Annotated in this window: 30 protein-coding genes; 7 read left to right on the forward strand and 23 right to left on the reverse strand. The window is 70.8% G+C overall.

Annotation, left to right across the window (positions count from 1 at the left end; translation table 11 throughout):
- Positions 1 to 428: 428 nt before the first annotated feature.
- From rdgB to ABD978_RS25930, 3 genes are all read right to left on the reverse strand, one after another.
- Positions 429 to 1,025, reverse strand: coding sequence for an RdgB/HAM1 family non-canonical purine NTP pyrophosphatase (rdgB, locus tag ABD978_RS25920; RefSeq protein ID WP_345359749.1), 597 nt, complete (start codon positions 1,023 to 1,025; stop codon positions 429 to 431).
- Positions 1,022 to 1,741 carry a ribonuclease PH gene (rph, locus tag ABD978_RS25925; RefSeq protein ID WP_345359751.1) on the reverse strand — a complete coding sequence of 240 codons (720 nt, stop codon included), beginning with the start codon at positions 1,739 to 1,741 and terminating at the stop codon, positions 1,022 to 1,024. The genes rdgB and rph overlap by 4 nt, the downstream gene beginning before the upstream one ends.
- A 141-nt stretch (positions 1,742 to 1,882) precedes the next feature.
- Positions 1,883 to 2,632 (reverse strand): MBL fold metallo-hydrolase, encoded by a 750-nt coding sequence (locus ABD978_RS25930; RefSeq protein WP_345359754.1) that lies wholly within the window; start codon positions 2,630 to 2,632, stop codon positions 1,883 to 1,885.
- Positions 2,633 to 2,722: 90 nt separating this feature from the next.
- On the opposite strand from ABD978_RS25930, the gene ABD978_RS25935 reads away from it, so the two are divergent.
- Positions 2,723 to 3,211 carry a hypothetical protein gene (locus ABD978_RS25935; protein WP_345359757.1) on the forward strand — a complete coding sequence of 163 codons (489 nt, stop codon included), beginning with the start codon at positions 2,723 to 2,725 and terminating at the stop codon, positions 3,209 to 3,211.
- A 38-nt stretch (positions 3,212 to 3,249) separates the two neighbouring features.
- Here the strand turns inward: ABD978_RS25935 and ABD978_RS25940 are convergent, their stop codons facing one another.
- From ABD978_RS25940 to ABD978_RS25955, 4 genes are all read right to left on the reverse strand, one after another.
- Entirely contained in the window at positions 3,250 to 4,002 is a 753-nt protein-coding gene (locus tag ABD978_RS25940; RefSeq protein ID WP_345359760.1) for an MBL fold metallo-hydrolase, read from the reverse strand.
- A gap of 10 nt (positions 4,003 to 4,012) precedes the next feature.
- Entirely contained in the window at positions 4,013 to 4,828 is an 816-nt protein-coding gene (gene murI, locus ABD978_RS25945; RefSeq protein ID WP_345359763.1) for a glutamate racemase, read from the reverse strand.
- Between the two features lie 161 nt (positions 4,829 to 4,989).
- Complete coding sequence (locus tag ABD978_RS25950; protein WP_345359766.1) at positions 4,990 to 5,769, reverse strand: thioesterase family protein; 780 nt, start codon at positions 5,767 to 5,769, stop codon at positions 4,990 to 4,992.
- A gap of 122 nt (positions 5,770 to 5,891) precedes the next feature.
- Complete coding sequence (locus ABD978_RS25955) at positions 5,892 to 6,746, reverse strand: helix-turn-helix transcriptional regulator (protein ID WP_345359769.1); 855 nt, start codon at positions 6,744 to 6,746, stop codon at positions 5,892 to 5,894.
- Between the two features lie 147 nt (positions 6,747 to 6,893).
- Here ABD978_RS25955 and ABD978_RS25960 point away from each other — a divergent pair, with 147 nt between their 5' ends.
- Complete coding sequence (locus tag ABD978_RS25960; protein ID WP_345359772.1) at positions 6,894 to 7,520, forward strand: YbhB/YbcL family Raf kinase inhibitor-like protein; 627 nt, start codon at positions 6,894 to 6,896, stop codon at positions 7,518 to 7,520.
- Positions 7,521 to 7,570: 50 nt separating this feature from the next.
- On the opposite strand, the gene ABD978_RS25965 is transcribed toward ABD978_RS25960, so the two are convergent.
- From ABD978_RS25965 to clpS, 8 genes are all read right to left on the reverse strand, one after another.
- The gene (locus ABD978_RS25965) at positions 7,571 to 8,248 is read right to left on the reverse strand and encodes a nucleotidyl transferase AbiEii/AbiGii toxin family protein (protein ID WP_345359775.1); all 678 of its coding nucleotides are present in this window, start codon (positions 8,246 to 8,248) and stop codon (positions 7,571 to 7,573) included.
- Complete coding sequence (locus tag ABD978_RS25970) at positions 8,239 to 8,622, reverse strand: hypothetical protein (protein ID WP_345359778.1); 384 nt, start codon at positions 8,620 to 8,622, stop codon at positions 8,239 to 8,241. Before ABD978_RS25970 ends, ABD978_RS25965 begins: the two co-directional genes overlap by 10 nt.
- 74 nt (positions 8,623 to 8,696) lie before the next feature.
- Positions 8,697 to 9,644 (reverse strand): PLP-dependent cysteine synthase family protein, encoded by a 948-nt coding sequence (locus ABD978_RS25975; protein WP_345359781.1) that lies wholly within the window; start codon positions 9,642 to 9,644, stop codon positions 8,697 to 8,699.
- 1 nt (position 9,645) lies between these two features.
- Positions 9,646 to 9,918 (reverse strand): MoaD/ThiS family protein, encoded by a 273-nt coding sequence (locus ABD978_RS25980; RefSeq protein ID WP_345359784.1) that lies wholly within the window; start codon positions 9,916 to 9,918, stop codon positions 9,646 to 9,648.
- Positions 9,919 to 10,108: 190 nt separating this feature from the next.
- Positions 10,109 to 10,540: a M67 family metallopeptidase gene (locus ABD978_RS25985; RefSeq protein ID WP_345359787.1), complete on the reverse strand. Its 432-nt coding sequence runs from the start codon at positions 10,538 to 10,540 to the stop codon at positions 10,109 to 10,111.
- A 25-nt stretch (positions 10,541 to 10,565) separates the two neighbouring features.
- Positions 10,566 to 11,513: an anti-sigma factor RsbA family regulatory protein gene (locus ABD978_RS25990; protein ID WP_345359790.1), complete on the reverse strand. Its 948-nt coding sequence runs from the start codon at positions 11,511 to 11,513 to the stop codon at positions 10,566 to 10,568.
- Positions 11,514 to 11,619: 106 nt separating this feature from the next.
- A complete protein-coding gene (locus ABD978_RS25995) occupies positions 11,620 to 12,156 on the reverse strand; it encodes a DUF2017 domain-containing protein (protein ID WP_345359793.1) in 537 nt (178 codons plus the stop codon).
- 3 nt (positions 12,157 to 12,159) lie between these two features.
- Entirely contained in the window at positions 12,160 to 12,450 is a 291-nt protein-coding gene (clpS, locus tag ABD978_RS26000) for an ATP-dependent Clp protease adapter ClpS (protein ID WP_252778952.1), read from the reverse strand.
- A gap of 32 nt (positions 12,451 to 12,482) precedes the next feature.
- Here clpS and ABD978_RS26005 point away from each other — a divergent pair, with 32 nt between their 5' ends.
- Positions 12,483 to 13,814, forward strand: coding sequence for a nicotinate phosphoribosyltransferase (locus ABD978_RS26005; protein ID WP_345359798.1), 1,332 nt, complete (start codon positions 12,483 to 12,485; stop codon positions 13,812 to 13,814).
- A 543-nt stretch (positions 13,815 to 14,357) separates the two neighbouring features.
- Here ABD978_RS26005 and ABD978_RS26010 read toward each other — a convergent pair.
- A complete protein-coding gene (locus ABD978_RS26010; protein ID WP_345360532.1) occupies positions 14,358 to 14,792 on the reverse strand; it encodes a class I SAM-dependent methyltransferase in 435 nt (144 codons plus the stop codon).
- Between ABD978_RS26010 and ABD978_RS26015 the strand changes: the two genes are divergently transcribed.
- Entirely contained in the window at positions 14,709 to 14,897 is a 189-nt protein-coding gene (locus ABD978_RS26015; RefSeq protein WP_345359800.1) for a hypothetical protein, read from the forward strand. The genes ABD978_RS26010 and ABD978_RS26015 overlap by 84 nt on opposite strands.
- A 748-nt stretch (positions 14,898 to 15,645) precedes the next feature.
- Here the strand turns inward: ABD978_RS26015 and ABD978_RS26020 are convergent.
- Together ABD978_RS26020 and ABD978_RS26025 are read right to left on the reverse strand one after the other, a co-directional pair.
- Positions 15,646 to 16,689, reverse strand: coding sequence for a CU044_5270 family protein (locus ABD978_RS26020; RefSeq protein ID WP_345359802.1), 1,044 nt, complete (start codon positions 16,687 to 16,689; stop codon positions 15,646 to 15,648).
- Entirely contained in the window at positions 16,679 to 17,239 is a 561-nt protein-coding gene (locus ABD978_RS26025) for an RNA polymerase sigma factor (RefSeq protein ID WP_345359805.1), read from the reverse strand. Before ABD978_RS26025 ends, ABD978_RS26020 begins: the two co-directional genes overlap by 11 nt.
- A 304-nt stretch (positions 17,240 to 17,543) precedes the next feature.
- Between ABD978_RS26025 and ABD978_RS26030 the strand changes: the two genes are divergently transcribed.
- A complete protein-coding gene (locus ABD978_RS26030) occupies positions 17,544 to 18,119 on the forward strand; it encodes an isochorismatase family protein (RefSeq protein ID WP_345359809.1) in 576 nt (191 codons plus the stop codon).
- 52 nt (positions 18,120 to 18,171) lie between these two features.
- The gene (locus ABD978_RS26035) at positions 18,172 to 18,687 is read left to right on the forward strand and encodes a gluconokinase (RefSeq protein ID WP_345359812.1); all 516 of its coding nucleotides are present in this window, start codon (positions 18,172 to 18,174) and stop codon (positions 18,685 to 18,687) included.
- A gap of 174 nt (positions 18,688 to 18,861) precedes the next feature.
- Here ABD978_RS26035 and ABD978_RS26040 read toward each other — a convergent pair whose 3' ends face one another.
- From ABD978_RS26040 to ABD978_RS26055, 4 genes are all read right to left on the reverse strand, one after another.
- Positions 18,862 to 20,631, reverse strand: coding sequence for a DEAD/DEAH box helicase (locus ABD978_RS26040; RefSeq protein WP_345359815.1), 1,770 nt, complete (start codon positions 20,629 to 20,631; stop codon positions 18,862 to 18,864).
- 122 nt (positions 20,632 to 20,753) lie between these two features.
- Complete coding sequence (locus ABD978_RS26045; protein WP_345359818.1) at positions 20,754 to 21,665, reverse strand: zinc metalloprotease; 912 nt, start codon at positions 21,663 to 21,665, stop codon at positions 20,754 to 20,756.
- Between the two features lie 370 nt (positions 21,666 to 22,035).
- The gene (locus tag ABD978_RS26050; protein WP_345359821.1) at positions 22,036 to 22,281 is read right to left on the reverse strand and encodes a DUF3039 domain-containing protein; all 246 of its coding nucleotides are present in this window, start codon (positions 22,279 to 22,281) and stop codon (positions 22,036 to 22,038) included.
- A 4-nt stretch (positions 22,282 to 22,285) separates the two neighbouring features.
- Positions 22,286 to 22,861: a YqgE/AlgH family protein gene (locus ABD978_RS26055; protein WP_345359824.1), complete on the reverse strand. Its 576-nt coding sequence runs from the start codon at positions 22,859 to 22,861 to the stop codon at positions 22,286 to 22,288.
- A 125-nt stretch (positions 22,862 to 22,986) separates the two neighbouring features.
- On the opposite strand from ABD978_RS26055, the gene ABD978_RS26060 reads away from it, so the two are divergent.
- Positions 22,987 to 23,676, forward strand: coding sequence for a hypothetical protein (locus tag ABD978_RS26060; protein WP_345359827.1), 690 nt, complete (start codon positions 22,987 to 22,989; stop codon positions 23,674 to 23,676).
- Positions 23,677 to 23,822: 146 nt separating this feature from the next.
- On the opposite strand, the gene ABD978_RS26065 is transcribed toward ABD978_RS26060, so the two are convergent.
- On the reverse strand, positions 23,823 to 25,214 hold the full coding sequence (locus ABD978_RS26065; protein ID WP_345359830.1) for an NAD-dependent malic enzyme: 1,392 nt from the start codon (positions 25,212 to 25,214) through the stop codon (positions 23,823 to 23,825).
- Positions 25,215 to 25,242: the final 28 nt, after the last annotated feature.

A 25,242-nucleotide genomic window follows, 5' to 3' on the forward strand; every position in this document is an offset into this window, starting at 1 on the left:
GAGAGATCGAGTGGGCACTCTCCCCGGCTGCCCCGCCCAGATCCTCTTCCCGCAGCGGGCCGTGGTCCGGTCGGCGGTGGCGGGCGCCCGACTGGAAGCGGGATTCGTCCATGTGGCACAGGCCCTCTTCGCCGCCGGCACGCAACCGCCGGCGCCCCGTTCGCGAGCCTTATGCAGCTTTGTTCCCCCTACGGCGCCCCGCCTCACCTGCGCCCCGCTACCGGCAGCACCCGAAAGGCTCGAACAACGAGACGACCCCACGACGATCCGCCCCGAATGCCGACGTTTCGGCAAGCTGCCATCAACGCCTCACCGAGCCAAAGACTCGGAGAACGAGACGACCCCCGAGGCGGAGGGCGAGGCGCTGGTCACGAGCGTCGTGGAGCACGTGCTGCCGCCCGATGAGGGGGCCGCGAGCCGGTGAGCCCTCAGCCCGCGTGGGCGACCCGTGCGCGGATGCGGTCCGCGAGGGCGGTGAACGCCTTGCCGCGGTGGCTGATGGCGTCCTTCTCCTCGGGGCCCAGCTCGGACGTCGTACGGGTGTCACCCTCGGGGACGAAGATCGGGTCGTAGCCGAAGCCGTTCGTGCCGCGCGGCGCGTCGATGACGACGCCGTCCATGTGGCCCTCGACGGTGTCCTCCTCGCCGGACGGCCAGGCGATGGCCGCCGCGCACACGAACCGGGCGCCCCGGTGCTCGGGTGCGACGTCGGACAGCTGTCCGAGAAGCAGGTCGAGGTTGGCCTGGTCGTCACCGTGCCGGCCCGCCCAGCGGGCGGAGAAGATCCCGGGCATGCCGTTCATGGCGTCGACGCACAGCCCGGAGTCGTCCGCGACGGCGGGCAGCCCGGTGTGCGCCGCGATCGCGCGGGCCTTGAGCAGGGCGTTGCCCACGAACGTCAGCTCGGTCTCGGGGACCTCCGGCGCGTCCGGGAACTCCTCGAGGCCGACGACGTCGATGTCCTCGAGGATCCGGCGCAGCTCGGCGACCTTCCCCTGGTTGCGGGTGGCGAGCACGACCTTCATGACCCGAGTGCCTCCTGCTGGATGCGGGTGAGCTCGGCGCAACCGCCGGCCGCGAGGTCGACGAGGGCGTCGAGCTCGGCACGGTCGAACGGCTGGCCCTCGGCGGTGCCCTGCACCTCGACGAAGCGGCCGTCGCCGGTGCAGACGACGTTCATGTCGGTCTCGGCGGCGACGTCCTCCTCGTAACACAGGTCGAGGCGGGGCTCGCCGTCGATGACGCCCACGCTGACCGCCGCGACGGAGCCGACGAGCGGGCTGGACCTGACCAGCTTGCGCTCGCGCATCCAGGCGACCGCGTCGGCGAGGGCGACGTACGCGCCGGTGATCGCGGCGGTACGAGTGCCGCCGTCGGCCTCGAGCACGTCGCAGTCGAGGATGATGGTGTTCTCCCCGAGCGCCTTGTAGTCGACGCAGGCCCGCAGCGAGCGGCCGACGAGACGCGAGATCTCGTGCGTGCGGCCACCGATCTTGCCCTTGACCGACTCGCGGTCGTTTCGGGTGTTGGTCGCGCGCGGCAGCATGGCGTACTCCGCCGTCACCCAGCCGAGCCCCGAGTCACGGCGCCAGCGCGGCACACCGGTCTGGACGGACGCGGCGCACAGCACCCGCGTGCGGCCGAACTCCACCAGCACGGAGCCCTCGGCGTGAGAGAGCCAGCCACGCTGGATGCGGACGGGACGTAGCTGGTCGGCTGACCGACCGTCGGGGCGAGCCATGGGCCCAACCCTATCCAGACCCTGGAGGGCACCGACGCCTCGACGGCGGGTACGAGGGACGTTGCCCGCGGACCGAAGTACCGGCCGCGCACGTCACAACTCGTACGCGCCGCGCAAGTCGCAGTTCGTACGCGCCGCGGGTCACAGGTCGTAGACGGCGCCTTGGCGGGCCAGCTCGATCTCGCCGCGGAATCCGCCCGCGCCGGCCTCGGCCAGGACGGTGGCCGGATCGTTCCAGGGCACCAGGTGGGTGAGGACCAGTCGTCCGACGCCGGCGCGTGCCGCGTGTTCCGCCGCCTGCCTGCCGGTCAGGTGCCCTTGCGTCGGGTCCTGCCGTCCTTCGAGGAAGGAGGCCTCGGCGAGCAGGAGGTCGGCGCCCTCCGCGAGCGTCACGAGCGCGTCGGACTCCCCCGTGTCGCCGGAGTAGGCCATCGCCCTCCCCTGGTGCTCCAGCCGGAAGCCGTACGCCTCGACGGGGTGGTTCACGCGCGCGGCCGTCACGGTGAAGGGTCCGACCTGCAGCGTCCCGGGACGCAGGGGGCGGAAGTCGAACACCTCGCGCATCCCGGGATCGAGCGGAAGGTCGTACGCGCGGGCCATCCGTTCGGCGGTGCCCGCGGGCCCGTAAACGTCGATGCGCGGTTGAGGACCCCCGGCGACGTATTTGCGGGCGACATAGTAGCCGCACAGGTCGAGACAATGGTCGGCGTGCAGATGTGAGAGCAGGATCGCATCGATCGCATAAAGGTCGATCTGGCGTTGCAAGGCTCCCAGAGCGCCGTTCCCGAGGTCCAGCAGCAGCGCGAAGCCGTCCGCTTCGACCAGGTAGCACGACGCGGGACTCGTCGGCCCGGGAAAACTGCCCGAACAACCGACCACGGTGATCCGCAAGTATCGCCCTCTCGTCAGGCCGTCGTCCACCACGTCGTCATCGAGCTTAGCCTGGACCCTCCGCCCACGCGATCAGACACAGGAGTGCCGATGCCCATCGAGATCGAGCGTAAGTTCCTCCTCGCAGCCGCGCCCGATTGGAACCATCCCCTTCTGCGCTCCGCCACGGTAATAGGTTTCGAACAGATCTACCTCAAGGCGGACGGCGCCGAAGAAGAGAGAATCCGGCGGAGCCGGCGCGATGGAGTCGACAGCTACCATTACGCCCATCTCCGCCCGTTGAGCAAGGGCACCCGCGAGGTGATCGAGAAAGAGATCGACGCCCGCGAATACGAGCGACTGCGCCTCCAACGCGACCCCGCACGGCAGATCATCGTCAAGGATCGCCACTGCTTCACCTGGCAGGGGCGATCCTTCGAGCTCGACGACATCCAGCAACCCGTGACCAGGAGATGCCTCCTCCTGGAGGTCGAGCTCGATCGGCTCGCCGAGGAGGTGCCCCTCCCGGACTTCCTCCGCTACGAGCGGGAGGTCACCGGAGAGACCCCATACTCGAACGCGACGATAGCCCTCGGCTGAACGGGAACGCCGCAGCCGGGTACCGCGTCCGTTCGTTCCTAGATTTCGTACACGGCGCCCGGCTGGGCGAGTTCGATCCTGCCGCGGAAGCTGCTGTCCTTCGCCTCCGACAAAGACAGCGCCGGGTCGTTCCACGGCAGAAGATGGGTGAGGACGAGGGTGCCGGCGTCGGCCTTCGCGGCGTGCTCCGCGGCCTGGCGCGCGGTGAGGTGCTGCGCGGCGAGGGGCAGGTCGGGGCGCTCGATCCAGGCGGCCTCGCACAGGAAGAGGTCGGCGTCGCGGGCGAGTTCGATCAGGGCGCTCGATTCCGCGGTGTCTCCGGAGTAGGCGACCGTGCGGCCTTCGTGCTCGATGCGGAATCCGAAGGTATCCACGGGATGGTTCATCTGGGCCGTCGTCACGGCGAAAGGCCCGATGGTGAAGGTCGCGGGTCGCAGCGTGTGGAAGTCGAAGGTCTCGCGCATGCCCGGCTCCGGATCGAGCCCATAGGCGCCGGCCAGGTGTTCGGCGGTGCCCGCGGGTCCGTAAACCGGGATCACCGGCTGCTTCCCATGAGGCGCGAACGTCCGGGCGATCCAGTAGACGCACAGGTCGAGGCAGTGATCGGGATGGAGATGGGAGACGCAGATGGCGTCGATGTCGAGAAAGGGGTGGTGACGTTGCAACATCCCGACCGAGCCGCTGCCCAGGTCGAGGAGCATCGCGAAGCCGTCGGCCTCGACCAGGTAACAGGATGCCGGGCTGTCGGATCGGGGAAAACTACCAGAACACCCAATCACCGTAAGCCGCACGTTGGCCTCCTTAGACCGTGTACACACCGCTGACCGGGGCGGATTCGACGAGCCCGAGCTCCGGGCCGAGGAAGCGGCGGCCGAGGACGCCGAACGGCGCCGGGTCTCCGGTCGCCAGGAACCGGTGGCGGGGCTCCGGGGATCCCTCCGCGCGGGCCAGGCGGCGGTCGTGCAACACCCGGTAGACGTCCTTGGCGGTCTCCTCGGCGCTCGATACGAGCGTTACCCCGTCACCGGCGACATATGAGATGGCACCGGTCAGCAACGGGTAATGCGTACAGCCGAGGATGAGCGTGTCACAACCGGCCTCGATGATCGGCTCGAGATAGCCTCGCGCGACATCGAGGAGTTCGTCGCTCATGGTGATGCCCCGTTCCACGAACTCTACGAAACGCGGACACGCGACACTTGTCAGTGTCACATGAGGCGCAGCGGCGAACGCATCCTCATATGACCGGCTCGTCACGGTCGCACTGGTCGCCACCAGCCCCACGCGACCCGTACGGCTGGCGCTGACCGCGGCGCGCACGGCCGGCAGGATCACCTCGATGACCGGGACGTCGTAGCGTTCCCGGGCGTCGCGCAGCACCGCGGAGCTGGCGCTGTTGCAGGCGATCACAAGCATCTTCACGCCCTCCGCCACGAGGTGGTCGAGCACTTCGAGGGCGTAGGCGCGCAGTTCGGCGATCGACTTCGTGCCGTACGGAAACCGCGCGGTGTCGGCGACGTACAGCACGGATTCGTTCGGCAACTGGTCGAGGATGGCACGGGCGACGGTCAGCCCGCCGACCCCACTGTCGAAGATCCCGATTGGCGCGTCAGACATGATCCCAACAGGCTAAGAGACCATGAGCTGATCGTCGGGTGGATGCGCCGCACATCACACTGTGATTTCCGGCCCTTTACGACGCCCGCTTCCGGTCCAAAGAAAACCGGCGACCGCGGCCGACGCGGACCGTACTGGAGACTACGGCCGACGCCGGGGTGTCAGCGGCCGCGGCCGACGCGGGCGATCTGGCGGCTCTGCGCGACGAGCCGTCCGGCGGAGTCCCAGACCTCCACCTCCTCGTCGAACCACCCGTCGCTGACCAGCCGGGCGCGGCCGTGGAGGGCCAGCCAGCCCGGGGCGGGAACGGCCCGCATGTGCCAGGTCAGTTCGACGGTCGGCGCCCAGCCGCTCGCCCCCGCGTTGAGCACCACCGGCGGCAGGGCGTCGACCGCGAGGGCGAGGAGGATCCCGTCGGGTTCGTACGGCTCGCGCATCCGGAGGTGGCCGCGCATCTCGGGCACCCCGCTGGGCCGCCCGTCGAGCCAGCCCATGGTGGCCGGGTCGTACCGCAGGTCGATCTGGCGGGCGAAGCCGTTGTTCGACGGGAACTCCGGGCACTCCTCGATCGGCGGGAGCTTCTCCTGCTCCACCGAGTAGACGGGAGCGGCGTCACCGTCGAGGGTGCCGGTGGTGATGAGCGCCTCGATCAGGGCCTGGTCGTTCTGGACGAGCGTGACGCGCGCCACCGCCGCCGTACGCCCGGCCTTCAGCGGTTCGACCCGGACCTCCGCCGGCCCGGCCTTCGACACGCGCAGGTAGCTCGCGCTGGTGGCGACGGGGTGCGGGTGCGAGGACTCCTCGAGCACCGCGCGGGTCATCACCGCCATCGCGTAGCCGCCGTTGATCGCTTCTCCGATGCCGAAGTCCCCGTCGAGGTCGACGGCGTAGCGTCCCTCCGCCACCCGTCGCACCGTCGTGGCCGCCGCGAAGCCGCCCATTCCCCCACCCCACCGCCGAGAATCGAATCACGTTCGGTAATACCCTACCGGCCCGGTGGCGTACGAATCCGGCAACGAGCCCAGATGGGACGATCGCCACATGGTGCGCCGCAGACCGCGACTTAGCCCAGTGCCCTAGCCGCCCGGGTGAGCGCGCCCGCGCGCGAGGAGACGATCTTGCGCAGCGCCTGTTCCGCCGCCGCGTCGGCCGGAGTGACGGCGATCAGGTACTGGTCGGAGTTGTCGAGCGTGGCCAGGGTGGTGTAGCGGATCGTCAGGTCACCTCCGACCTCGTGGCGGATGCGCTTCGTACCGTGAGTGCGTTCCTGCACGGTGTGGTCGTTCCACCAGGCCGAGAACTCCTCGCTGCGGTGGCGCAGGTCACCGATCAGCGCGCGCAGCGGGGCATCGGCGCGGTGGCGCGCGAGGTTGGCGCGCAGGTTCCCGACGGTCTCTCTGGCGATCCTGGTCCAGTCCAGCTGCATCTCGCGGATACGCGGCACCAGGAACAGCATGCGGGCGACGTTGGCGGTCTCGCCGCTGCCGAAGTCCGCGCCGAACAACGCCGCCGCGGGTTCATTCCGGGCCAGGACGTCGAAGCGGAAGTCCACGATGTAGGCGGGCAGCAGCGGCATCCCGTCCAAAAGGCCCTGAAGGTCGGCCCCGACCGGGGCGGGCCGGTGACGGGACGGCGGGGCCTCCCCCCGCGCGATCAGGTGCAGATGGTGTCGTTCGGACTCCGACATCCGCAGGGCTCGCGCCAGGGCGTCGAGGACGGCGGTGCCGGGCGAGCCCACCCGGCCCTGCTCCAGACGGGTGTACCACTCGACACTGATGGCGGCCGACTGGGCGACCTCCTGGCGCCGCAGGCCCGGCGTGCGGCGATGACCGGCGGCGGGCAGACCGACGTCCTCCGGCCGTACGCGTGCCCGCGTGACGCGCAGGAACTCCGCCAGTTCGGCGTTATGCCGACTCATCCGACTCACCCATGACCCGCATGATCCAAGAGTCCGGTGCGCCCTGTCCATCGAGGCGCGTGACACTGTGAGTACCAGCATCCCGGCGGCCTTCCTCCGGTCCGGTCCGCGCCGCGATCGTGGACGCACGATCGAAGGAGGCAGGGAATGAAGAGATCCGTTCGGACCTTCGCGACGGTGGCCGGTACCGCCGTCCTGGTGGGATCGGCCGCGACGGCCGCCGCCGCGCACGATGGGCACCATGGCCCGGTCGGCGACGGGGGCTACGGCTTCACCGTGATCCGCAAGGGCGTGCCGGACTCCGCCACGCGGATGACGCTGACCAGCCCGGATGTCCGGGACGGCGGCGCCTTCCCGGCCGGGTCCTGGGCGAACGCGTTCGGCTGCTCGGCGGGCAACCGGCCACTGCGCCTGTCCTGGAGCGGAGCCCCGGCGGCGACCCGCAGCTACGCGGTCACCATGTACGATCCGGACGCGCCGTCCGGCAGCGGGTTCTGGCACTGGCTGGTCTGGGACATCCCCACCGGCGACACCACGCTGGGCGCCAAGCCGCCGGTGAGCGCCGTCTCCGGCACCAATGACGCCGGTGGCACCGGCTACCTCGGCCCCTGCCCGCCCGCCGGCGACATCGGGCATCGCTACCAGGTGACCGTGTACGCGCTGAACGTCGCCGGCCTGGATCTGCCGGCCGACACACCGCCCGCCGTCGCGGCCTTCACCATGAGCGGCCACATCGTCGGGTACGGCCGTATCACCGCCACGGCTCAGCGGTAGAGCGCCGTCGCGCTCCGGGAAGGCGGCGGGTGAGAGCGCTGCGGCAGGGCTCAGAGCTCGGGATCGACCTCTTCCTCCTCCATGAGCCGGAGGTTGATGTCCTGCGCCCATTCGGCCGCGAACCGCTTCACCCGCCGCACCTCGTCCAGCGTCAGGCCGTAAGCCTCGAACTCCGAGTCGTTGCGCAGCTCTGCCGCTTCAAGTCGCGAGGCCAGGCGACGCAGTGAGAAGTCGGATTCATGCGAACGGCAGAGCCATTCGAGGCGCTCGAAGCTGTACTCCCCCGCGAGCGCTGCCGCGTCGATGAGGTCACGCGCTATGCCACGATCGTGCAGCGCTCGCATCTTCAGGCCGACTGCATCGTCGAAACCCAGCACAGGACAGGAGTCCACGATCACGGGGCTGACGCGAAGGGTCGCCTTCATGAGATCGACTTCGCAGGACTCACTCGTCAGCGGATCTGTGACCACCAGCCGGGCGAACCGGTAGTTACCCGGAGCGGCGGCGACATCGAACCCCTTCGCCCGATAACCCGCCACCACGCGCAATGTCAGTTCCTCGACCGGTAGGGGGTTCGCGGTCGCGAAGTCGATGTCCTTACTGGGCCGATTTACCAAGCCGTGGGCCTTCATCGCATAACCGCCTGCGAGGAATAATCCGTGCTCCTCGCAAAGGTCGAGCCCCGCCTCGATGAGTCGCCGGTGAAAGGGAGGGAAATCTATGCCCACGGCGACTCTTTCCAGCGGGCGAAGGCGGCTGCGAAGGCACCGGGAGACGCACCGATCCTGGCCAACTCGGGAAAACGGCCCTCCCATGCCTCCACGTAACCGTCGCCCAGCCTCCGGTGCAGAAGGGGCCACGCCTCGAGGAGGTAGTCGCCGTTGAGGAACTCCGCATAGTGCTTCTGCAGTCCCTGCACGATCACCAACTCGTAAAGCGCGACTCGCTGCGCGAAGCGCTCGATGTCATAACGGGTGTGACCTGACCAGCAGAGATCCAGAGGGAGGTCGATGACGCCCTCGCGAGGACCGTGTAGGTCGGACAGGGAGCGGGGAATCCAGCGCGGCAGGTGCGCCGTCCAGCTCGGCAACGTCTCGGGCATACGGCCATTATGCCGAGCACACCGACCGTACGCGGGCGCTCACCGAAAGAGACGGCGAACGCCCGCGAGGCCGGTCAGGCCCAGAGCTGGCCTTCGAGGCGCTCCTCGGCCTCCTCGAGCGTGCCGCCGTACGCGCCGGTGGAGAGGTACTTCCAGCCGCCGTCGGCGACGATGAACGCGATGTCGGCGCGCTCGCCGGCCTTGACCGCCTTGTTCGCCATGCCGAGCGCGGCGTGCAGGGCGCAGCCGGTGGAGATGCCGGCGAAGATGCCCTCCCGCGCGAGCAGCTCACGGGTGCGCCGGAGCGCGTCCGCCGACGTCACGGAGTACCGCGTCGTCAGCACCGACTCGTCGTACAACTCGGGCACGAAGCCCTCGTCGATGTTGCGCAGGCCGTACACCAGTTCGCCGTAACGCGGCTCGGCGGCCACGATCGCGACGCCGGGCACCTGCTCGCGGAGGTACCGGCCGACGCCCATCAGCGTGCCGGTGGTGCCGAGGCCGGCGACGAAGTGGGTGATCGACGGCAGGTCCTCGAGGAGCTCCGGACCGGTCGTCTCGTAGTGCGCCCGGGCGTTCGCCTCGTTGCCGTACTGGTAGAGCATCACCCAGTCGGGGTTCTCCTCCGCCAGCCGCTTGGCGACGCGCACCGCCTCGTTCGAACCGCCGGCCGCCGGGGAGAAGATGATGCGCGCGCCCCACATCTCCAGCAGCTGCCGGCGCTCGGCCGAGGTGTTCTCCGGCATCACGCAGACGATGTCGTAGCCGCGGAGCTTCGCGACCATCGCCAGCGAGATGCCGGTGTTCCCGGAGGTGGGCTCCAGGATCGTACGGCCGGGCGCGAGCAGACCCTCCTTCTCCGCCTTCGCGATCATCCAGAAGGCGGGGCGGTCCTTGACCGAGCCGGTCGGGTTGCGGTCCTCCAGCTTGGCCCACAGCCGCACCTCGGACGACGGCGACAGCCGTGGCAGGCCGACCAGCGGCGTACGGCCGAGGGAGTCGAGCAGGGAGTCGAAACGCACGTCAGCCGCCGGCGACGGCGGGCAACACGGTCACCGTGTCGCCGTCGGAGACCTTCGTGCCGAGGCCGCCCAGGAAGCGGACGTCCTCGTCGTTCAGGTAGACGTTGACGAACCGCCGCAGGCCCTTCTCGTCGACCAGCCGGTCGCGCAGGCCCGGGTGGCGGGTCTCCAGGTCGGCGAACAGGTCGTCGAGCGTGGCGCCGCCACCCTCCACCGCCTTCGCCCCATCGGTGTAGTTACGCAGGATCGTCGGAATACGAACCTCGATCGCCATCGCGAGTGTGCTCCTTCGTCTTACGGTCCCGGCATGGCTCAACACGGCCGGATGCGCGGGGATTCCGGGCTCTGGGGGAGGTCAGCCCTGGCGACAGTCGTAGACGACTTCGGCGCGGCAGTGGCCGAAGAGGAAATTCTGCACGGGCGTGACGAACGGGGTCGGGCGCTCCGTCATCGTCGTCACGGGATCAGTCTACCGAGTCGGGTTCGTACGACTCCACGACGCGGACCTCCTCCTCGTCCACCTCGCCGTCGACGATCCGGTACGAACGGAACTCCGCCTCGTCGTCGGCGCGGGTGGAGACCAGCACGTAGTGCGCGTTCGGCTCCGAGGCGTAGGAGATGTCGGTACGGGAGGGGTAGGCCTCGGTCGCGGTGTGGGAGTGGTAGATGACGACCGGCTCCTCGTCGCGGTCGTCCATCTCGCGCCACACCTTGAACTGCTCCATCGAGTCGAATCGGTAGAAGGTCGGTGAACGCTCGGCGTTCGCCATCGCGATGAACCGGGTCGGACGGTCCGAGCCCGCGGCTCCGGCGACGACGCCGCACGCCTCGTCCGGGTGGTCGGCGCGCGCGTGCGCGACGATCTGGTCGACGATGGCCCGTTCGATGGTGAGCATGCGCAAAGCGTATCCACGGCGGCCCTCAGCGGGACTCGTGGCCCATGTGCAGCCGTACGACCGAGCCGCCGGCGCCGGACCGGATCTCCACGAGGTCGCACAACTGCCGGACCGCCCACATGCCCGCCCCCGCGGGCCGGTGCGGCGTGGGCGGGAAGTAGCCGAGGTACCGGTCGTCGAGCGCGGTCCCGGCGTCGACGACGTCGCAGATCAGCCTGCCGTGCGCGGACCACACCCACACCGATCCGTGGCCCCCGCCGCACCGCGTGATGTGCGCGACGACCTCGCCCACCGACTGCACCAGGGCGAGGCTGCGCTCCCGGGACAGCCCGTGGTGCTCGGCCGCCGCCGCGACGAAGGCGCGCAGCCCGGCCGGGTCGCCGCCCGCGAGATCGCGGCTCAGCACCGGCTCGGTCGGCGGCGCGAGCGGGACCCGGTTGCGTTCGGCGTAGAAGACCGCCGGGTCGGTGAACAGCGCGCTCTGGCGGCTTCCGGTGACGCCGACCAGCTCCGGATGGGTACGGCCCACGTCCTCGGCGGCCTCGGCGGGCAGCGACCGCACGTCGTACGCGCACAGCAGGTTGGTCCGGGTCTCGGCGAACGCCACGTTGAGCAACGACTCCAGCCGACCCCACTCCCGGATCTCCGGCCGGGTGCGCGCCCGCCACACCGGCTCCGCGACGAGATACAGCGGGCCCTGGGGCCACCACCGCTCGCGGGCGTGCGCGAGGTAGGCGGTGAGGGTCCGGGCCGGCGCGCCGAACCAGCCGGACGCGTCGACGAACTCGACCGTCCCGGCCCCGCGGCCGAGGCACCGGCGTACGAGCCCGGTGCGCTCGCTGATCACGACCGGACGGCCGCCCCGGGCCAGGCCCTCCCGTAAGAAGGGGATCGTCGCGTCGAGGAACTCGTCCTCGTGTCCGTACAGCAGGGCTCGGTGAACGAGCACATCGACGGAGTCGGTCGCGGTCACGCCCGTTCCTCCCAGCGCGGAGTCCGGCGGCGCCGCCAACCTACCAAGCCGCTGATCGACTGAGCGGGACGAACGACCGATCAGCCGATCACTTCGCGACAAATGCTTACCAAAGCGCTCGAACCAGGTCCTCTTGGAGATAGGTCAGCCAGTCATAGGCCGCGAACGGCGCGGTCCGAGGATCGTTCCAGTCGAGCCTGCGCGTCCGTTCGAGCGTCTCCTCGCTGATCCCCAGGCGGGTGCCCAGGGCCAGTCGCAGATCGTTGAGCGACCGCAGCCACACCTGGGCCTGCTCGTCGTCCAGGAGGATCTCGCCGCCGTCGCCGAGCGTGTCCAGCACGAGCTGGGCAGCCGCCCGCTTGCCGTCCCGCAGGCCGGCCTCGGTGTAGCGCCGGAACTCCGCCGCCGCGGCCCCGTTGTCCCGGTAGGCGTCCGGGAACAATCGGGCCAGCACCGGATCATCCGAGACGGTGGTGTTCTCCGAGAAGCTGAGGTTCGGCAGGCCGTCGTCGCGCGGGCCGGGTGCGGGCCCGCCGAGCAGGTCGAGAAGCTGGGTGACCAGCGCGTGGACGACGGAGGCCTCCTCCCGCGTCATTCGCAGCCGCACACCGCCGCCGTGGACGCGGGTGAACCAGGTGTTCATGACTCAGACATCCTGCCGGACCGTGGCCCACAAACCGTACGAATGCAGGATCTCGCAGTCGCGCTCCATCTCCTCCCGCGTGCCGCTGGACACGACGGCGCGGCCCTTGTGGTGCACGTCGAGCATCAGTTTCTCGGCCTTCATCTTGGAATAGCCGAACACGCTCTGAAAGACGTATGTGACGTACGACATGAGATTGATGGGGTCGTTCCAGACGATCGACACCCACGGACGGTCCGAACGTACGTCTTCGGCGGCGTCCGGCCGATCCAGTTCGACGGGAGCCGTGCTCACCTCAGTGCCTCCTTCCAGGGTGCTGCGCGCACATGGTGTACACACCACACCGTAATCTGCCACTCGTGCATCATTCGACGGCGCTGCTGACCGACCGCTACGAACTCACCATGTTCCAGGGTGCCCTGACGGCGGGCACCGCGCAGCGCCGGGCGATCTTCGAGGTGTTCGCCCGGCACCTGCCGAACGGCCGCCGGTACGGCGTCGTCGCCGGGACGGGCCGGTTCCTCGACGCGCTCGAGTCGTTCCAGTTCGGCGGCCCCGAGCTGGAGTACCTCATCTCCCAGGGCATCGTCGACGAACCGACCGCCGCGTGGCTGGAGTCGTACCGGTTCGCCGGCAACGTCTGGGGCTACGCGGAGGGCGACTGCTACTTCCCCGGCTCGCCGATCCTCGTCGTGGAGGGCAGCTTCGCCGAGGCCGTGATCCTCGAAACCCTCGCGCTGTCGATCCTCAACCATGACTGTGCGATCGCCTCCGCCGCCTCCCGGATGGTGCGCGCGGCCGGCGACCGTCCACTCATCGAGATGGGATCCCGGCGCACGCACGAGATGGCCGGCGTGGCCGCCGCCCGCGCAGCCTACCTCGCCGGCTTCCGTACAACGTCGAACTTGGAGGCAGGGCGCACGTACGGCGTGCCGACCGCCGGTACGAGCGCGCACGCCTTCACCCTGCTGCACGACAGCGAGCGCCACGCCTTCCAGTCCCAGCTCGACGCGCTCGGCGCGTCGACGACGCTGCTCGTCGACACCTACGACGTCGCCCGCGCCGTCGCGGTCGCGGTCGAACTGGCCGGCCCGGACCTCGGCGCCGTCCGGATCGACAGCGGCGACCTGGGCGAGATGGCGCGGGAGGTGCGCGAACAGCTCGACGCGCTGGGCGCGCCGAAGACCCAGATCATCGTCACCGGCGATCTCGACGAGTACTCGATCGCCGCCCTCGCCGCCTCGCCCGTGAACGGGTACGGCGTGGGAACGTCGCTGGTCACCGGCTCCGGCGCGCCGACCGCGTCGCTGGTCTACAAGCTGGTGGCCCGCGCCCAGTCCGACGACGGGCCGCTGCGGCCGGTCGCCAAGAACTCGGTCGGCAAGCCGAGCCGGGGCGGGCGCAAGTGGGCGGTCCGCCACCGCGACGAGAACGGCCGCGCGATCGCCGAGGTCGTCTCGCTGAACGAGCCGACCCCCGGCCCGTACGACCGCCCGCTGCTGCGGCCACTGGTCGTCGGCGGCGAGATCGTCGGCCGCGAGGACATCTCCGAGGCCCGAGACCGCCACGAACGCGCCCTGACGGAACTCCCCCCGTCGGCCTTCCAACTCTCCCGCGGCGACGTGGCAATCCCCACGGAATTCCTGAACGGCGCGTGACACCACCCTGAGGGCACGACACGAGCCGGAGCGGGCCGGAGGGCCGGCGCAGACGGCACAGGCGGCGCAGACGGCACAGGCGGCGTAGACGGCACAGACGGACCCGGCTCTGCGGCGACCTCGCCACCGCTGCGGTCCCGTCGCCGCTGTGCTCTCATTGCCGCCGCTGCGGTCCCGTCGCCGCCGTTGTTGCCGAGTCGATGACCGATTTGCCGGGCCTGCCACGTCACCACCGACGTCAAGGTGGCTGATCGACCCGGCCGGACGACTCCGCGGCTCGGACAGGGCCGGCTCCGATGATCTGCTGACGCCACCGTGCGCCGCGGGGCCGCTCGGCGAAAGCCCGCTCCGCCGAGCGATTCGTCCCGATGGCGGGCCCGCTTAGAGTCGGCTTTGCCGAGCGTTCCGCCCGCCCCACACTGAGGTCCCAAGGAGACGAACCGCGTCGGGATCGCGGTCGTCCGAGGCTCAGGATGAGCTGATCACTGGCGGTCGCTGCTGTCTAGGCGCAGCGATCGCCTGTGATCTTCAAGGGCGACGCGCTCACGCGGCGGACACGGCCGTTCCCGGGCGGGGGCAGGGGCGGAAGCGGGACAGGTAGGCCAAGGTCGGGCCGTGGCGGGTCTCCAGGTGGAGGCCGGAGGCGTCGGCGAGGCGGTGCAGCCGGCCGAACGGGATCCAGTGCCGGTCGAAGAACTCCCCCACCACCAGCCGACCCGTGGGCGCCAGCACTCGCGCGGCCTCGCAGAGGACCCGGTCGGGTTCGGGGATCTCGCCCAGGGCGGTCACGAGGTAGACCGCGTCGAAGGTCCCCTCGCCGAACGGCAGGGTCCGGGCGTCCGCCTCGGTCGCGGTGATGTTCGCGATGCCGCGCTCCTCGGCGCGGTGGGTGACGTGGTCGAGCATCTCCGGCTGGATGTCGACCACGTCGAGCCGCCCAGCCGGGCCGAGCTGCGGCGCCACGTGCAGGGACTGCAGCCCGGTGCCGGGGCCGATCTCGAGGATCCGTTCCCCGGGGCGGGGGCGCAGGCGATCGCCAGAGGCACCTCCGGAAAGACCGCCATCGCCACGGCCGTGGCCTGATCACGGCCCGGTGTGGCCGTGACCACGTCGAACCAGGCGTCCACGACCGGCAGCGGAGCGGTCGCGGCCGCCGCCAGGCAGCCGCGAGGGTCACGTCGCCCGAGCAGCACGCCTGTGATGATCAGGCCGAGCGCCTCCAGACCGTCGAACCCCGCCCATGCCGTCGACCAGTGCGCGGCGACCGCCGTGGCCGGGAGCCCCAACGCGAGCACGAACAGCCACGGGACCAGTGCCAGTCCGGCGCCGATCAGGACGAGCGCCGGCCAACGCGGCCTGTCCCGCCGCCGGTCCGGACGGACCGGTCCGGAAGGCGGGGAGAGCGAGGGAATAGGGGTGGTCACGGAGTTCGGTCTCCTTGTAGTGCCGTGCGCTCCCAGACGAGAGAAATCGCGACGGAGGCCGTGTGCGCCGCGATTCGAACGTAGAAGGACCGATGGGCACCTGGTGTCGTCCCGATCGTCGATCATGCGGCGGCTTCCTTTCGGCCGGGTGCGGTCGGCACGCCTGTTCAGGGCAGGACGGAACCCGCGACGGCGAAGATGAGGATCCGCCGCGCAAAGCGCGGTGCCGGTCGCGCTACGGGATCGGCGTGCGCAAGGGGTGAAACGGTGACGGTCGGCTGTCAATCTGTTCGTCGCCGCACGCCGGGAAACCGTTCCCTTCGCCCGTCGAGCGCGGGAGTCTCGCCCATCGCGGGCGACTTTGGTGGACTTCCCACACTCAACGGCGGGCCGATTGCGGGGTGACCTTACCTGGGCAGGACGTCGGTCCAGCGGGTGGCGATCCGCGCGCCGCCGCCATCCGGGTACGTCATCTCTCCGCCGTCGATGGCCAGGAAGTTAGCCTCACGGACCTGCGCGGTCACCGGATCGACGACCATCGTGGGCGGGTCGTTGTGGGTCTCGCCCTTCGCCGCCCGGGCCTTGGTCCCTAGCTCCCGGTCCTTCGCCCACTCGGCCTCTTCCTTCCGTTCCGCGGCGGTCGAGGGGGACGGCTGGGGCGGCTCCGGCAGTTCGGGCGGCGTGAACTGCACCACCAGGCCGCCGTTCCGCCGGCCGGCGACCTTGACGTGCGGGTACGTCGCGAGGGCGCGGAAGGCGGCGGCGCGGACCTTCGGCGGGGCCGGGAACGTGCTGATCAACATGAGCAGCGATTCGAACACCTGCAGTTTCTGCTGCGGGCCGGTGAGGGGGCCCGCGCCGGTCCTCATGCCGCTGTGCGCCACGGAGTCGGCCAGCCAGGCCTTCAACCGGTCCTTGTCGGTCGGCAGCCGCTGGATCTGCTCGAAGCTCACGTAGTCGGTGCCCAGGTCGAACGGCCGATCCTTCGGCCGGTCCGGCATGACGCCCTCGTGGTACATCTTGCCCTCGGTCTTGCCGTCCCTCCGCCACATCTGGCCGTCGCGGCGGGTCCACTCCTCCGAGACGTCCGGCTTGGCGTTCGCGCTGTCCTTCTCCTCCAGCCGGACGTACCAGTAGGTGCCGGTCGTCGACGGCGCCTTCTCGGCGGTGGTGGCGGCGGTGAGGAGGACCTGCCGCGCGGACAGCGCGGCGGTGGGCGGTGGGCTGTTGGGCGTGGCGGTGCGCGTGGTGCCGGTCGAGGTGATGAGGACCGCAGTCGCGGTCGTGGCGGCGGTGAGGCCGAGACCGCCGGCCAGCCAGCCGATCCGGTGCTTGCGGGCGGGGCCGCCGCGCATCGTGTTCTGGAGCCGGTGGCGGCTCCGGTCGGCCGTCTCGTCGGTCGGCTCGATGGCCGCCAGCGCGGTGGCGAGCATGGTCAGTTCATCGTCCATGGAATGCCTCCTTGAGCTTCTTGCGGGCGCGGCTGAGCCGGGAGCCGACCGTGCCGGCGGAGATGCCGAGCGCGTCGGCCACCTCGTCGTAGCTGAGCTGGCCGAGGGCGACGAGCAGGACGACGTCGCGCTCGCCCGGGGACAGTCGCGCCAGGGCCCTGACCAGCTGCGGCTTCATGTGGGCGGCGGCCACCGAGGCGACGACGCGGTTCTCGTGGCTGTCGGCGGTCGGCTCGATCCCGGCGCGGGCCACGGCCTTGTAGTGCCGTGCCTCTTTGCGCCGGTGCCGGGCTACCAGGTTCGTGGCGATGCCGAACAGCCACGGCCGCAGGGCGCCACGGCCGGGATCGAACCGCGCGCGGTCGCGGAACGCCACGCAGAACGTCTCCGCGGTGATGTCCTCGGCGGTCTGCGCGTCCAGCCGGCCCGCCGCGTACAGGTAGATGTCGCGGAAGTACCGGTCGTGGACGGCCGTGAAGAGTTCCGGGTCCCGGCGGAATCGGGCGGCGAGTTCGGCGTCGCTCGCCTGCTCGCCGACGTCGGCGGTCATGGGCCCTCCTTCGTCGGAGGGGCGACCCGCGGGGCTGCGCCGTTGATTCCCTCGCTCCGCTCGGTCATGGGCCCTCCTTCGTCGGAGGGGCGACTCGTAGGGCTGCGCCGTTGATTCCCTCGCTCCGCTCGGTCATGGCCCTGCCTCCGTCATGCGGTGCCTCCTGGGTGAGGGATCGTGGTCACCCATGCTTCGCCGCACGCCGAGATCGTCTTCCCGGGAAATCCTGGCGCTCGTCCGATGATGTTTCCGGTCCCGGCGGGGTAGCTTTTCCTGTGCTGGAGATCTGGCCGGGGAGGCTGCCGTGAGCACGGCGTTCATCATTGTTGATGTGCAGAACGACTTCTGCGAGGGCGGATCACTGCCCGTGACCGGTGGGGCCAACGTTGCGACGGCGATCTCCACCTACCTGCAGGACAACCGGCGGGCGTACGCGCACGTGGTGGCGACCCGGGACTTCCATCTGGATCCGGGCGACCACTTCTCGGAGAATCCCGACTTCGTCGACACCTGGCCGGCGCACTGCGTGATCGGCACACCGGGCGCCGACTTCCACCCGAACCTCGACCTCGCGCCGATCGAGGCGGTGTTCAGCAAGGGCGAGCACAAGGCCGCCTACAGCGGCTTCGAGGGCGCCACCGACGACGGCACGCCGCTGGGCGACTGGCTGCGCAAGCACGAGGTCGACTCGGTGGACATCGTGGGCATCGCCACCGACCACTGCGTCCGCGCGACCGCCCTGGACGCCGTACGGTCCGGGATCGCCACGAGGGTGCTGCTGGGCATGACGGCCGGGGTGGCCGGGGAGACCGTCGAGCGGGCGCTGGACGAGATGGGCGCGGCGGGCGTGGAGCTGTCCGGCCAGCCGCTCCTCCGCTGACGGCCTCCGGCCCGTACGCCGTGCTTCTGGATCACCCGATACGTTGCCAGGTATGCACCACCCGATAGTCCTCATCATGGGCGTCTCCGGCAGCGGAAAGACGACGATCGGCGCGATGCTGGCCGGTCGGCTCGGCTGGAAGTACGCCGAGGCCGACGACTTCCACCCGCCTGCGAACGTCGAGAAGATGCACGCCGGTGTGCCGCTGACGGACGAGGACCGCTGGCCGTGGCTGCGGGCCATCGGCGCGTGGATGCACGAACAGGACGCCCCGGCGGTGGTCACCTGTTCGGCGCTGAAGCGTAAGTACCGGGACGTGCTGCGGGAGAGCCGGCCGGACCTGCACCTGGTGTACCTGGACGGTTCCAAGGAGCTGATCGGCGGGCGGCTCGCCGCCCGGCACGGGCACTTCTTCCCCCGGCAGCTCCTGGACAGCCAGTTCGCCGACCTGGAGACACCGGCGCCGGACGAGAACGCGCTGATCGTCTCGATCGACCAGTCGATCGAGACGATCGTCGAGGAGATCCACCGGCGGCTCGACCTCCCGCCCGGGCCCACCGGCCGGTAATACGGCATGATCGCCGGGGCGGCGCGGCCCCGGCCGCGTCCGCCTCGGAGGTCAGCGTGAGCGTCCGCGCCGCGGTCGCCTCCGCACCCGCTCCTCCCTCGCCGACCACGTATCGCCGCCTGCCCTATCGGGGCGCGCCGCCGGCCTCGCGGTCGCTCGTCGGCGCGCCGCGGGTCAGTCGCGGACGCGGGGCATCGGGCGGGCGGCCCACTCCCGGATCTTGGCGATGCGCTTGCGGACGTCGTCGCTGCTGGCCTGCGCGCTGGGCGGCCCGCCGCAGACCTTGCGGAGCTCGGCGTGGATCACGCCGTGCGGCTGGCCGGTGCGGTGGTGCCACGCGCCGACGAGGTTGTTGAGCTCCTTGCGCAGCGCGTGCAGGTCCTCGGCGGCGGTGTGATCCTCCTCGGTCGGCGCCTCGCCCTTCTTGCTCCTGCGCTGCGCGGCCAGCTGCTCGGCCTGCCGCTGCTTCAGCAGCTGCGCGACCTGGTCCGGCTCCAGGAGGCCGGGGATGCCGAGGAAGTCCTCCTCCTCGGGTGAGCCCGGCGCGGCGGTCATGCCGAACTCACCGCCGTCGAACACGACCCGGTCGAACGTCGCCGACGCCTCGACCGTCTCGAACGCCAACTCCTCCCCCACGTCGGGGTTGTCGCGCTGCCGGTTCGCCTCGGCGATCAGGTCGTCGTCGAGGCCGTCCTCACGGACCGGCCGATCCAGGACGTGGTCGCGCTCGGTCTCCATCTCGGCCGCGTGCCCCATCAGCGTGGGCACCGACGGCAGGAACACCGACGCCGTCTCACCGCGCTTGCGGGCCCGGACGAAGCGGCCGATCGCCTGCGCGAAGAACAGCGGGGTCGAGGTCGAGGTGGCGTAGACGCCGACGCAGAGGCGCGGGATGTCGACGCCTTCGGAGACCATGCGGACCGCGACCATCCAGCGGTCCTCCGACGCGCTGAACTGCTTGATCTTCCTGCTCGCCGCCGGGTCGTCGGACAGCACGACGGTCGCCTTGGTGTTCGTGATCTCCCGGATCATCTTGGCGTACGCCCGCGCGGACTCGTGGTCCGAGGCGATCACCAGCCCGCCCCCGTCGGGGACGCCCCGGCGCACCTCGGTGAGCCGCCGGTCGGCAGCGGCGATCACCTGCTTGATCCAGTCGCCCTTCGGGTCGAGCGCGGCGCGCCACGCCTGGGAGGTCTGGTCCTGGGTGAGCGGGTCGCTCAGGCTGGCGGTGATCTCGTCGCCGGCGCGGGTGCGCCAGCGCATGTCCCCGGCGTACGCCAGGAAGATGACCGGCCGGACGACCCCGTCGGCGAGCGCCGGGCCATAGCCGTAGGTGTAGTCGGCACGGCTGCGCCGGATGCCGTCGGGCCCCTCCTCGTACAGCACGAAGGGGATCGGGTTGATGTCGGTGCGGAACGGCGTGCCGCTGAGCGACAGCCGCCGGGCGGCCGGCTCGAACGCCTCCCGGATCGCGTCGCCCCAGGACCGGCCGTCGCCCGCGTGGTGGACCTCGTCGAGGATGACCAGCGTCTTCAGCGTCTCGGTGCGGTTGCGGTGCAGGGCGGGGTGCGCGGCGACCTGGGCGTACGTCACCGCCACGCCCTGGAAGTCCTTGGCCGTACGGCCCTGGGAGTTCTTGAACTCCGGGTCGATCTTGATGCCGACGCGGGCGGCGGAGTCGGCCCACTGCCGCTTCAGGTGCTCGGTCGGGCAGACCACGGTGATGCGGGCGACGATCTTGCGGTGCAGCAACTCGGCCGCGAGCCGGAGCGCGAAGGTGGTCTTACCGGCGCCGGGCGTGGCGACGGCGAGGAAGTCGCGCGGACCGGTGCGGAAGTATTCCTCCAGGGCCCCCTGCTGCCAGGCACGCAGCGCGGTCGCGGTGCCCCAGGGTGCCCGGTTGGGCAGCGCGGGTGGGGTGTCTGATGCGGCGAACGTGCTCACGGTGAAAGAAGGCTACCTTGACCTGCCGACAGGACGGGCCCACCCTCCCGAGGTGTCCGGGACGTTTGGCGCTCCTGTTACCGGCGTTCCGGCCTGCTCGTCGCCGCTGTCCGCCTCGTGCGTCACCGGTATCGCGCCTGGCCACCGGACGCCGTGGCGCCGAGGCGGTAGGCGGCCCACATGGCCCGGATCCGCAGGCCCTGGTCCGGGGTGAACTCCCGCATGCAACTGTCGAAGCCGTAGTCCATGAAGTTGTGCACCGGGTCGGTGCCGGGCGCCGGGCAGGTGTCCTTCGAGGCCGGGCAGCCGACCGTGGGCACCGACTCGTCCGGCGTGTCGTCGATGCCGTCGCCCGGCGGCCAGCAGCCGTTCTCGAAGGTGTGGAACAGCCCCAGCCAGTGCCCGATCTCGTGCACCGCGGTGAGGCCGCGGTTGAAGTGCGGGAACGTGCCGCCGGGGAGACTGCGGTAGTCGACCACGACGCCGCCGACGCCCGGTCGTTCCCGCGCCCACTTGGGGAACGTCGAGAATCCGAGCATCTCGAAGCCGACCGCGCCGGTGTACAGGTTCAGCGTGCCGTACCCGCCCCGGCTGAGCGCCGCCTCGATCTCGGCCCGGTGGTCATGGGGCTTGCCGAACCACCGGGTGTTGGTCGTGACGTCGACGCCGTCGAGCCGGAAGGACACCCCGGTGTCGGCGCCCTGCGGCGTCCGCACGGCCGACCGCACCGTGCCGCCGGGACCGGCGAGCCGCCCGCCGTACGCCGCGTTGAGGACCGCGACCTGCTGGTCCACGGCGGCGCGGGAGAGCCGGCCGTACCGGCCGTCGGTGAGCACGTGGAACCGCAGCGGGACCACGATCCGATCGGGGATCCGGTGCGCGGCTACGAGGGCGCGCTCGTCGGCCACGCCGTACCGGGCGCGCAGCGTGCCGGTGAAGTCGCCCAGCATCGCCTGCATCTCGCCGGGGGCGAGGGAGTCGCCGTCCGCCGGACGCGCCGTACGGGCCGCCCCCGAGTCCGCCGGCCGAGCCACCACCGCCGGACGTACCGACCGGGCCACCACCGCCGAGTCCGCCGACACCGAGTCCGCCCACACCGAGCCCGCCGGACGTGCCGACGCCGGACGCACCGATCGGGCCGCCGACGCCGAGTCCACCGATCGGGCCGCCGGCGCAGAGCGCGCCGGCGGTGCCACCGATGTCGGGCGCGCGCAGGCCGCCGTCGTCCCGTGCGCCGGCTGGACACGTGCGCCGCCGGGTACGGCGGCGCACGACGCGAGCACGACTCCGAAGAGCCCGCTCAGACCTCTCCGCCTCATCACGATCCCCCCCGAGACGGAGAGGCTAGACTCCGGCGGTCGCGGTCACCGCCCGACGCGCGGGTCCTTCACGCCGATTTGACGGTCACTCTTCGCCGCCGCCGACGTCCATCGACTCGTAGATCTCCTTGCACTCCGGGCATACCGGGTACTTCTTCGGGTCACGGTTGGGCACCCAGACCTTGCCGCACAGCGCGATCACGGGAGTGCCGCTGACGGCGCTCTCCATGATCTTGTCCTTCTGCACGTAGTGCGCGAACCGCTCGTGATCACCGTCGCCGTGGGAGAGATCAGGCCTGGTGTCGCTCTCCGGAAGGATCTTCGTACTCACGTGCTCAGTTTAGTGACGGATCCTCGGGAAACGTCGCGACGAAGGCGAGTTCACCGCCCTGGCGGCGCAGAACGGCGGGCCACAGCCCGTCCGGCTCCTCCGCGAACACGTCCCCGGACTCCGCCGAGAGCACGTACCACGCGCCCTCGTCGATCTCCGACTGAAGCTGACCGGTCCCCCAGCCGGCGTAGCCCGCGAAGACCCGCAACCGGGCGACCTCCGGGGCGAGGATCTCCGGTGGCACGTCCAGATCCACGAGGCCGACTCTGGCCACGGCCGGGCTGCCGTTCAGCGCCCGCCAGCCGAGCGGCTCGTCGGTGCCCGGGACGTGCGCGAGGGCGAGCGCGCTGTCGAGCGCGACCGGTCCGCCCTGGAACACCACCGACGGGCCGGTCACCAGCTCCGACCAGGGCGGAAGGACCTGGTCGACCGGCACCTCGGTCGGCCGGTTCAACACGACGCCGAGCGTGCCGCCCTCCGGCTCGTGCTCCACGATCAGGACCACACTGCGCCGGAAGTTCGGGTCGGCCAACTGCGGCGTCGCTACGAGCAGCCGACCGGTGGAAATGCCGTCGTCCATGCCTTCATCATGCTTTGCTCTGGAGCGGAGGGAACACAGGACGGTCGGGTCGGTCGGTTACGCGCGCGAGGAGCGTGGGTAATCGGCAGAATACCGGCGTAGATCATCACCCCCCGGAGGATGCGATGCCGCTGTCGAGGGTCGCGATCGCGGCCGTCTTCTTCATCGTGGGGGCGCTGATCGTGTTCCCGATGCTCACCGACTCCTCGCCGCCCTCCCGGGCGGCCGGCAGCACCCCCGGCGTCAGCGTCTCCGCGACCACGAGCCCGAGCCCGACCAAGAGCTCCCGGCCCACGCACAAGGCGTCTCCGACCCGCAAGGGGTCGCCCACCCACAAGGCGTCGCCCACGCACTCGCCGACGCACGGTTCGATCGGGGAGCCGTTGCCCTCCGCCGGGTCGTCCGCGCCGCTCAAGGTCCAGATCGGCAAGGTCCGCTGCCCCGGGCGTACGGTCCAGGTGTCGGTCGTCAACAGCAGCGCGCAGGCCGAGGACTACGCCATCCTGACCGACGGGGCGATCTCGGTGGCGGACCGCATCCCGGCGGGCGCGACCCGCAGGTCCACCGTCAACGTCGGAGAGGATCGCACCACGACCGTCGCCGTGACCTGGCGCAACCTGCCGGTGCAGAGCGTCGACCGGCACGCGAACTGCGTGCGGAAGACGTCGGACCAGACGCTGCCGCACACCGGCCCCGACAGCGGGATGATCGTCGCGCGGGTCGCCACCGGCGTCGCCGCCATGCTGACCGGCGTCATCATCTTCTGGTACGGCCGCCAGTGGCCGCGCCGCCGGGGCAAGATGTTCGACCGCTGAGCGGCCCCGCGCCGTCGGCGAGCCACCGCCGCGCCGGCGGAGTGGCGCCCGGGCCCCTGCCGGCCCGTCCAGAGCGGGCGGGCGCCTTCGAAGGCCGCCGCCGGGTGGACGGGCGTCTCGCCGCGCCCGCCCACCTCGCGGTCAGGTCACTTGGCGCCGCCGGCGGCCTTCTGCACTGCGGCGGCGACGGCGTGGGCGACGTCCGCGTGGAAGACGCTCGGCACGATGTAGTTCGGGCCCAGCTCCTCGTCGGTGACCACGTCGGCCAGGGCGCGCGCGGCCGCCAGGAGCATGTCCTGCGTGACCGTGCGGCTCTGCGCGTCGAGCAGCCCCCGGAAGACGCCGGGGAAGGCGAGCACGTTGTTGATCTGGTTGGGGTAGTCGCTGCGGCCGGTGGCGACCACGGCGGCGTGCTCGCGGGCGGCGGCCGGGTCGACCTCCGGGTCGGGGTTGGCCAGCGCGAACACCACGGCGTCCTTGTTCATCGTCGCGATGTCGTCGCCGCTCAGGATCCCCGGGGCCGAGACGCCGATGAACACGTCGGCGCCGCGGACGGCGCCGCGCAGGTCGCCGGTGTAGCCCTCGGGGTTGGTGTTCTCGGCGATCCAGCGGAGCGAGTCGTCCAGGTCGTCGCGGCCGGTGTGGACCGCGCCGTGGTAGTCGCACACGACCAGGTGCTTGGCGCCGGCGTGCATCAGCAGCTTGAGCACGGCGTTGCCGGCCGCGCCCGCGCCGGCCAGGGCGATGCGCACGTCGGCGAGGTCCTTGCCGACGACCCGCAGGGCGTTGGTCAGGGCCGACACCACGACGATGGCCGTGCCGTGCTGGTCGTCGTGGAAGACCGGGATGTCGAGCAGGTCACGGAGCCGCCGCTCGACCTCGAAGCACCGCGGCGCGGAGATGTCCTCCAGGTTGATCCCGCCGAACGCCGGGGCGAGGATCTGCACCGTACGGACGATCTCGTCGGTGTCCTGCGTGTCGAGGCAGATCGGCCAGGCGTCGATCCCGGCGAAGCGCTTGAACAGCGCCGCCTTGCCCTCCATCACCGGCAGGGCCGCCTCCGGCCCGATGTTGCCCAGGCCGAGGACCGCCGACCCGTCGGTGACCACCGCGACGCTGTTCCGCTTGACGGTCAGCCGCCGGACGTCCTCCGGGTTGCGGGCGATGGCGAGCGAGACCCGGGCGACGCCCGGGGTGTACGCCATGGACAGCTCGTCACGGTTGCGCAGCGGCACCTTCGACTGCATCTCGATCTTTCCGCCGAGGTGCATGAGGAAGGTACGGTCGCTGACCTTGTGGATGGAGACGCCGTCGAGGCCCTCGAGCGCGTCGACGATCTCCTGGGCGTGCTCGGTGTCGCGGGTGGCGCAGGTGACGTCGATGCGGAGCCGGTCGTGGCCCGCGGGGGTCAGGTCGAGCGCGGTGACGATGCCGCCCGCGCCCTCGACCGCTCCGGTGAGCTGGCTTACGGCCTTGCCGCCCGCCGGCACCTCGAGGCGAACGGTGATCGAATAGGACACGCTCGGCACGGTGGCCACGTCAACTGCTCCTTTGTGAGGCGAGAGT

The organism is Actinoallomurus liliacearum, from assembly GCF_039542035.1.
Classification (GTDB): domain Bacteria; phylum Actinomycetota; class Actinomycetes; order Streptosporangiales; family Streptosporangiaceae; genus Actinoallomurus; species Actinoallomurus liliacearum.

Bases quoted from the DNA above. Each gene is read 5' to 3' on its own strand.
- rdgB (WP_345359749.1), bottom strand. From the start codon at position 1,025: ATGAAGGTCGTGCTCGCCACCCGCAACCAGGGGAAGGTCGCCGAGCTG.
- ABD978_RS25935 (WP_345359757.1), top strand. From the start codon at position 2,723: ATGCCCATCGAGATCGAGCGTAAGTTCCTCCTCGCAGCCGCGCCCGAT.
- ABD978_RS25985 (WP_345359787.1), bottom strand. From the start codon at position 10,540: ATGCTCACCATCGAACGGGCCATCGTCGACCAGATCGTCGCGCACGCG.
- ABD978_RS26055 (WP_345359824.1), bottom strand. From the start codon at position 22,861: ATGGACGACGGCATTTCCACCGGTCGGCTGCTCGTAGCGACGCCGCAG.
- ABD978_RS26035 (WP_345359812.1), top strand. From the start codon at position 18,172: ATGCACCACCCGATAGTCCTCATCATGGGCGTCTCCGGCAGCGGAAAG.
- ABD978_RS26060 (WP_345359827.1), top strand. From the start codon at position 22,987: ATGCCGCTGTCGAGGGTCGCGATCGCGGCCGTCTTCTTCATCGTGGGG.
- ABD978_RS25950 (WP_345359766.1), bottom strand. From the start codon at position 5,769: ATGGGCGGCTTCGCGGCGGCCACGACGGTGCGACGGGTGGCGGAGGGA.
- ABD978_RS25970 (WP_345359778.1), bottom strand. From the start codon at position 8,622: ATGCCCGAGACGTTGCCGAGCTGGACGGCGCACCTGCCGCGCTGGATT.
- ABD978_RS25980 (WP_345359784.1), bottom strand. From the start codon at position 9,918: ATGGCGATCGAGGTTCGTATTCCGACGATCCTGCGTAACTACACCGAT.
- ABD978_RS25995 (WP_345359793.1), bottom strand. From the start codon at position 12,156: ATGAACACCTGGTTCACCCGCGTCCACGGCGGCGGTGTGCGGCTGCGA.
- ABD978_RS26020 (WP_345359802.1), bottom strand. From the start codon at position 16,689: ATGGACGATGAACTGACCATGCTCGCCACCGCGCTGGCGGCCATCGAG.
- ABD978_RS26005 (WP_345359798.1), top strand. From the start codon at position 12,483: ATGGTGTACACACCACACCGTAATCTGCCACTCGTGCATCATTCGACG.
- ABD978_RS25955 (WP_345359769.1), bottom strand. From the start codon at position 6,746: ATGAGTCGGCATAACGCCGAACTGGCGGAGTTCCTGCGCGTCACGCGG.
- ABD978_RS25960 (WP_345359772.1), top strand. From the start codon at position 6,894: ATGAAGAGATCCGTTCGGACCTTCGCGACGGTGGCCGGTACCGCCGTC.
- murI (WP_345359763.1), bottom strand. From the start codon at position 4,828: ATGTCTGACGCGCCAATCGGGATCTTCGACAGTGGGGTCGGCGGGCTG.
- rph (WP_345359751.1), bottom strand. From the start codon at position 1,741: ATGGCTCGCCCCGACGGTCGGTCAGCCGACCAGCTACGTCCCGTCCGC.
- ABD978_RS26025 (WP_345359805.1), bottom strand. From the start codon at position 17,239: ATGACCGCCGACGTCGGCGAGCAGGCGAGCGACGCCGAACTCGCCGCC.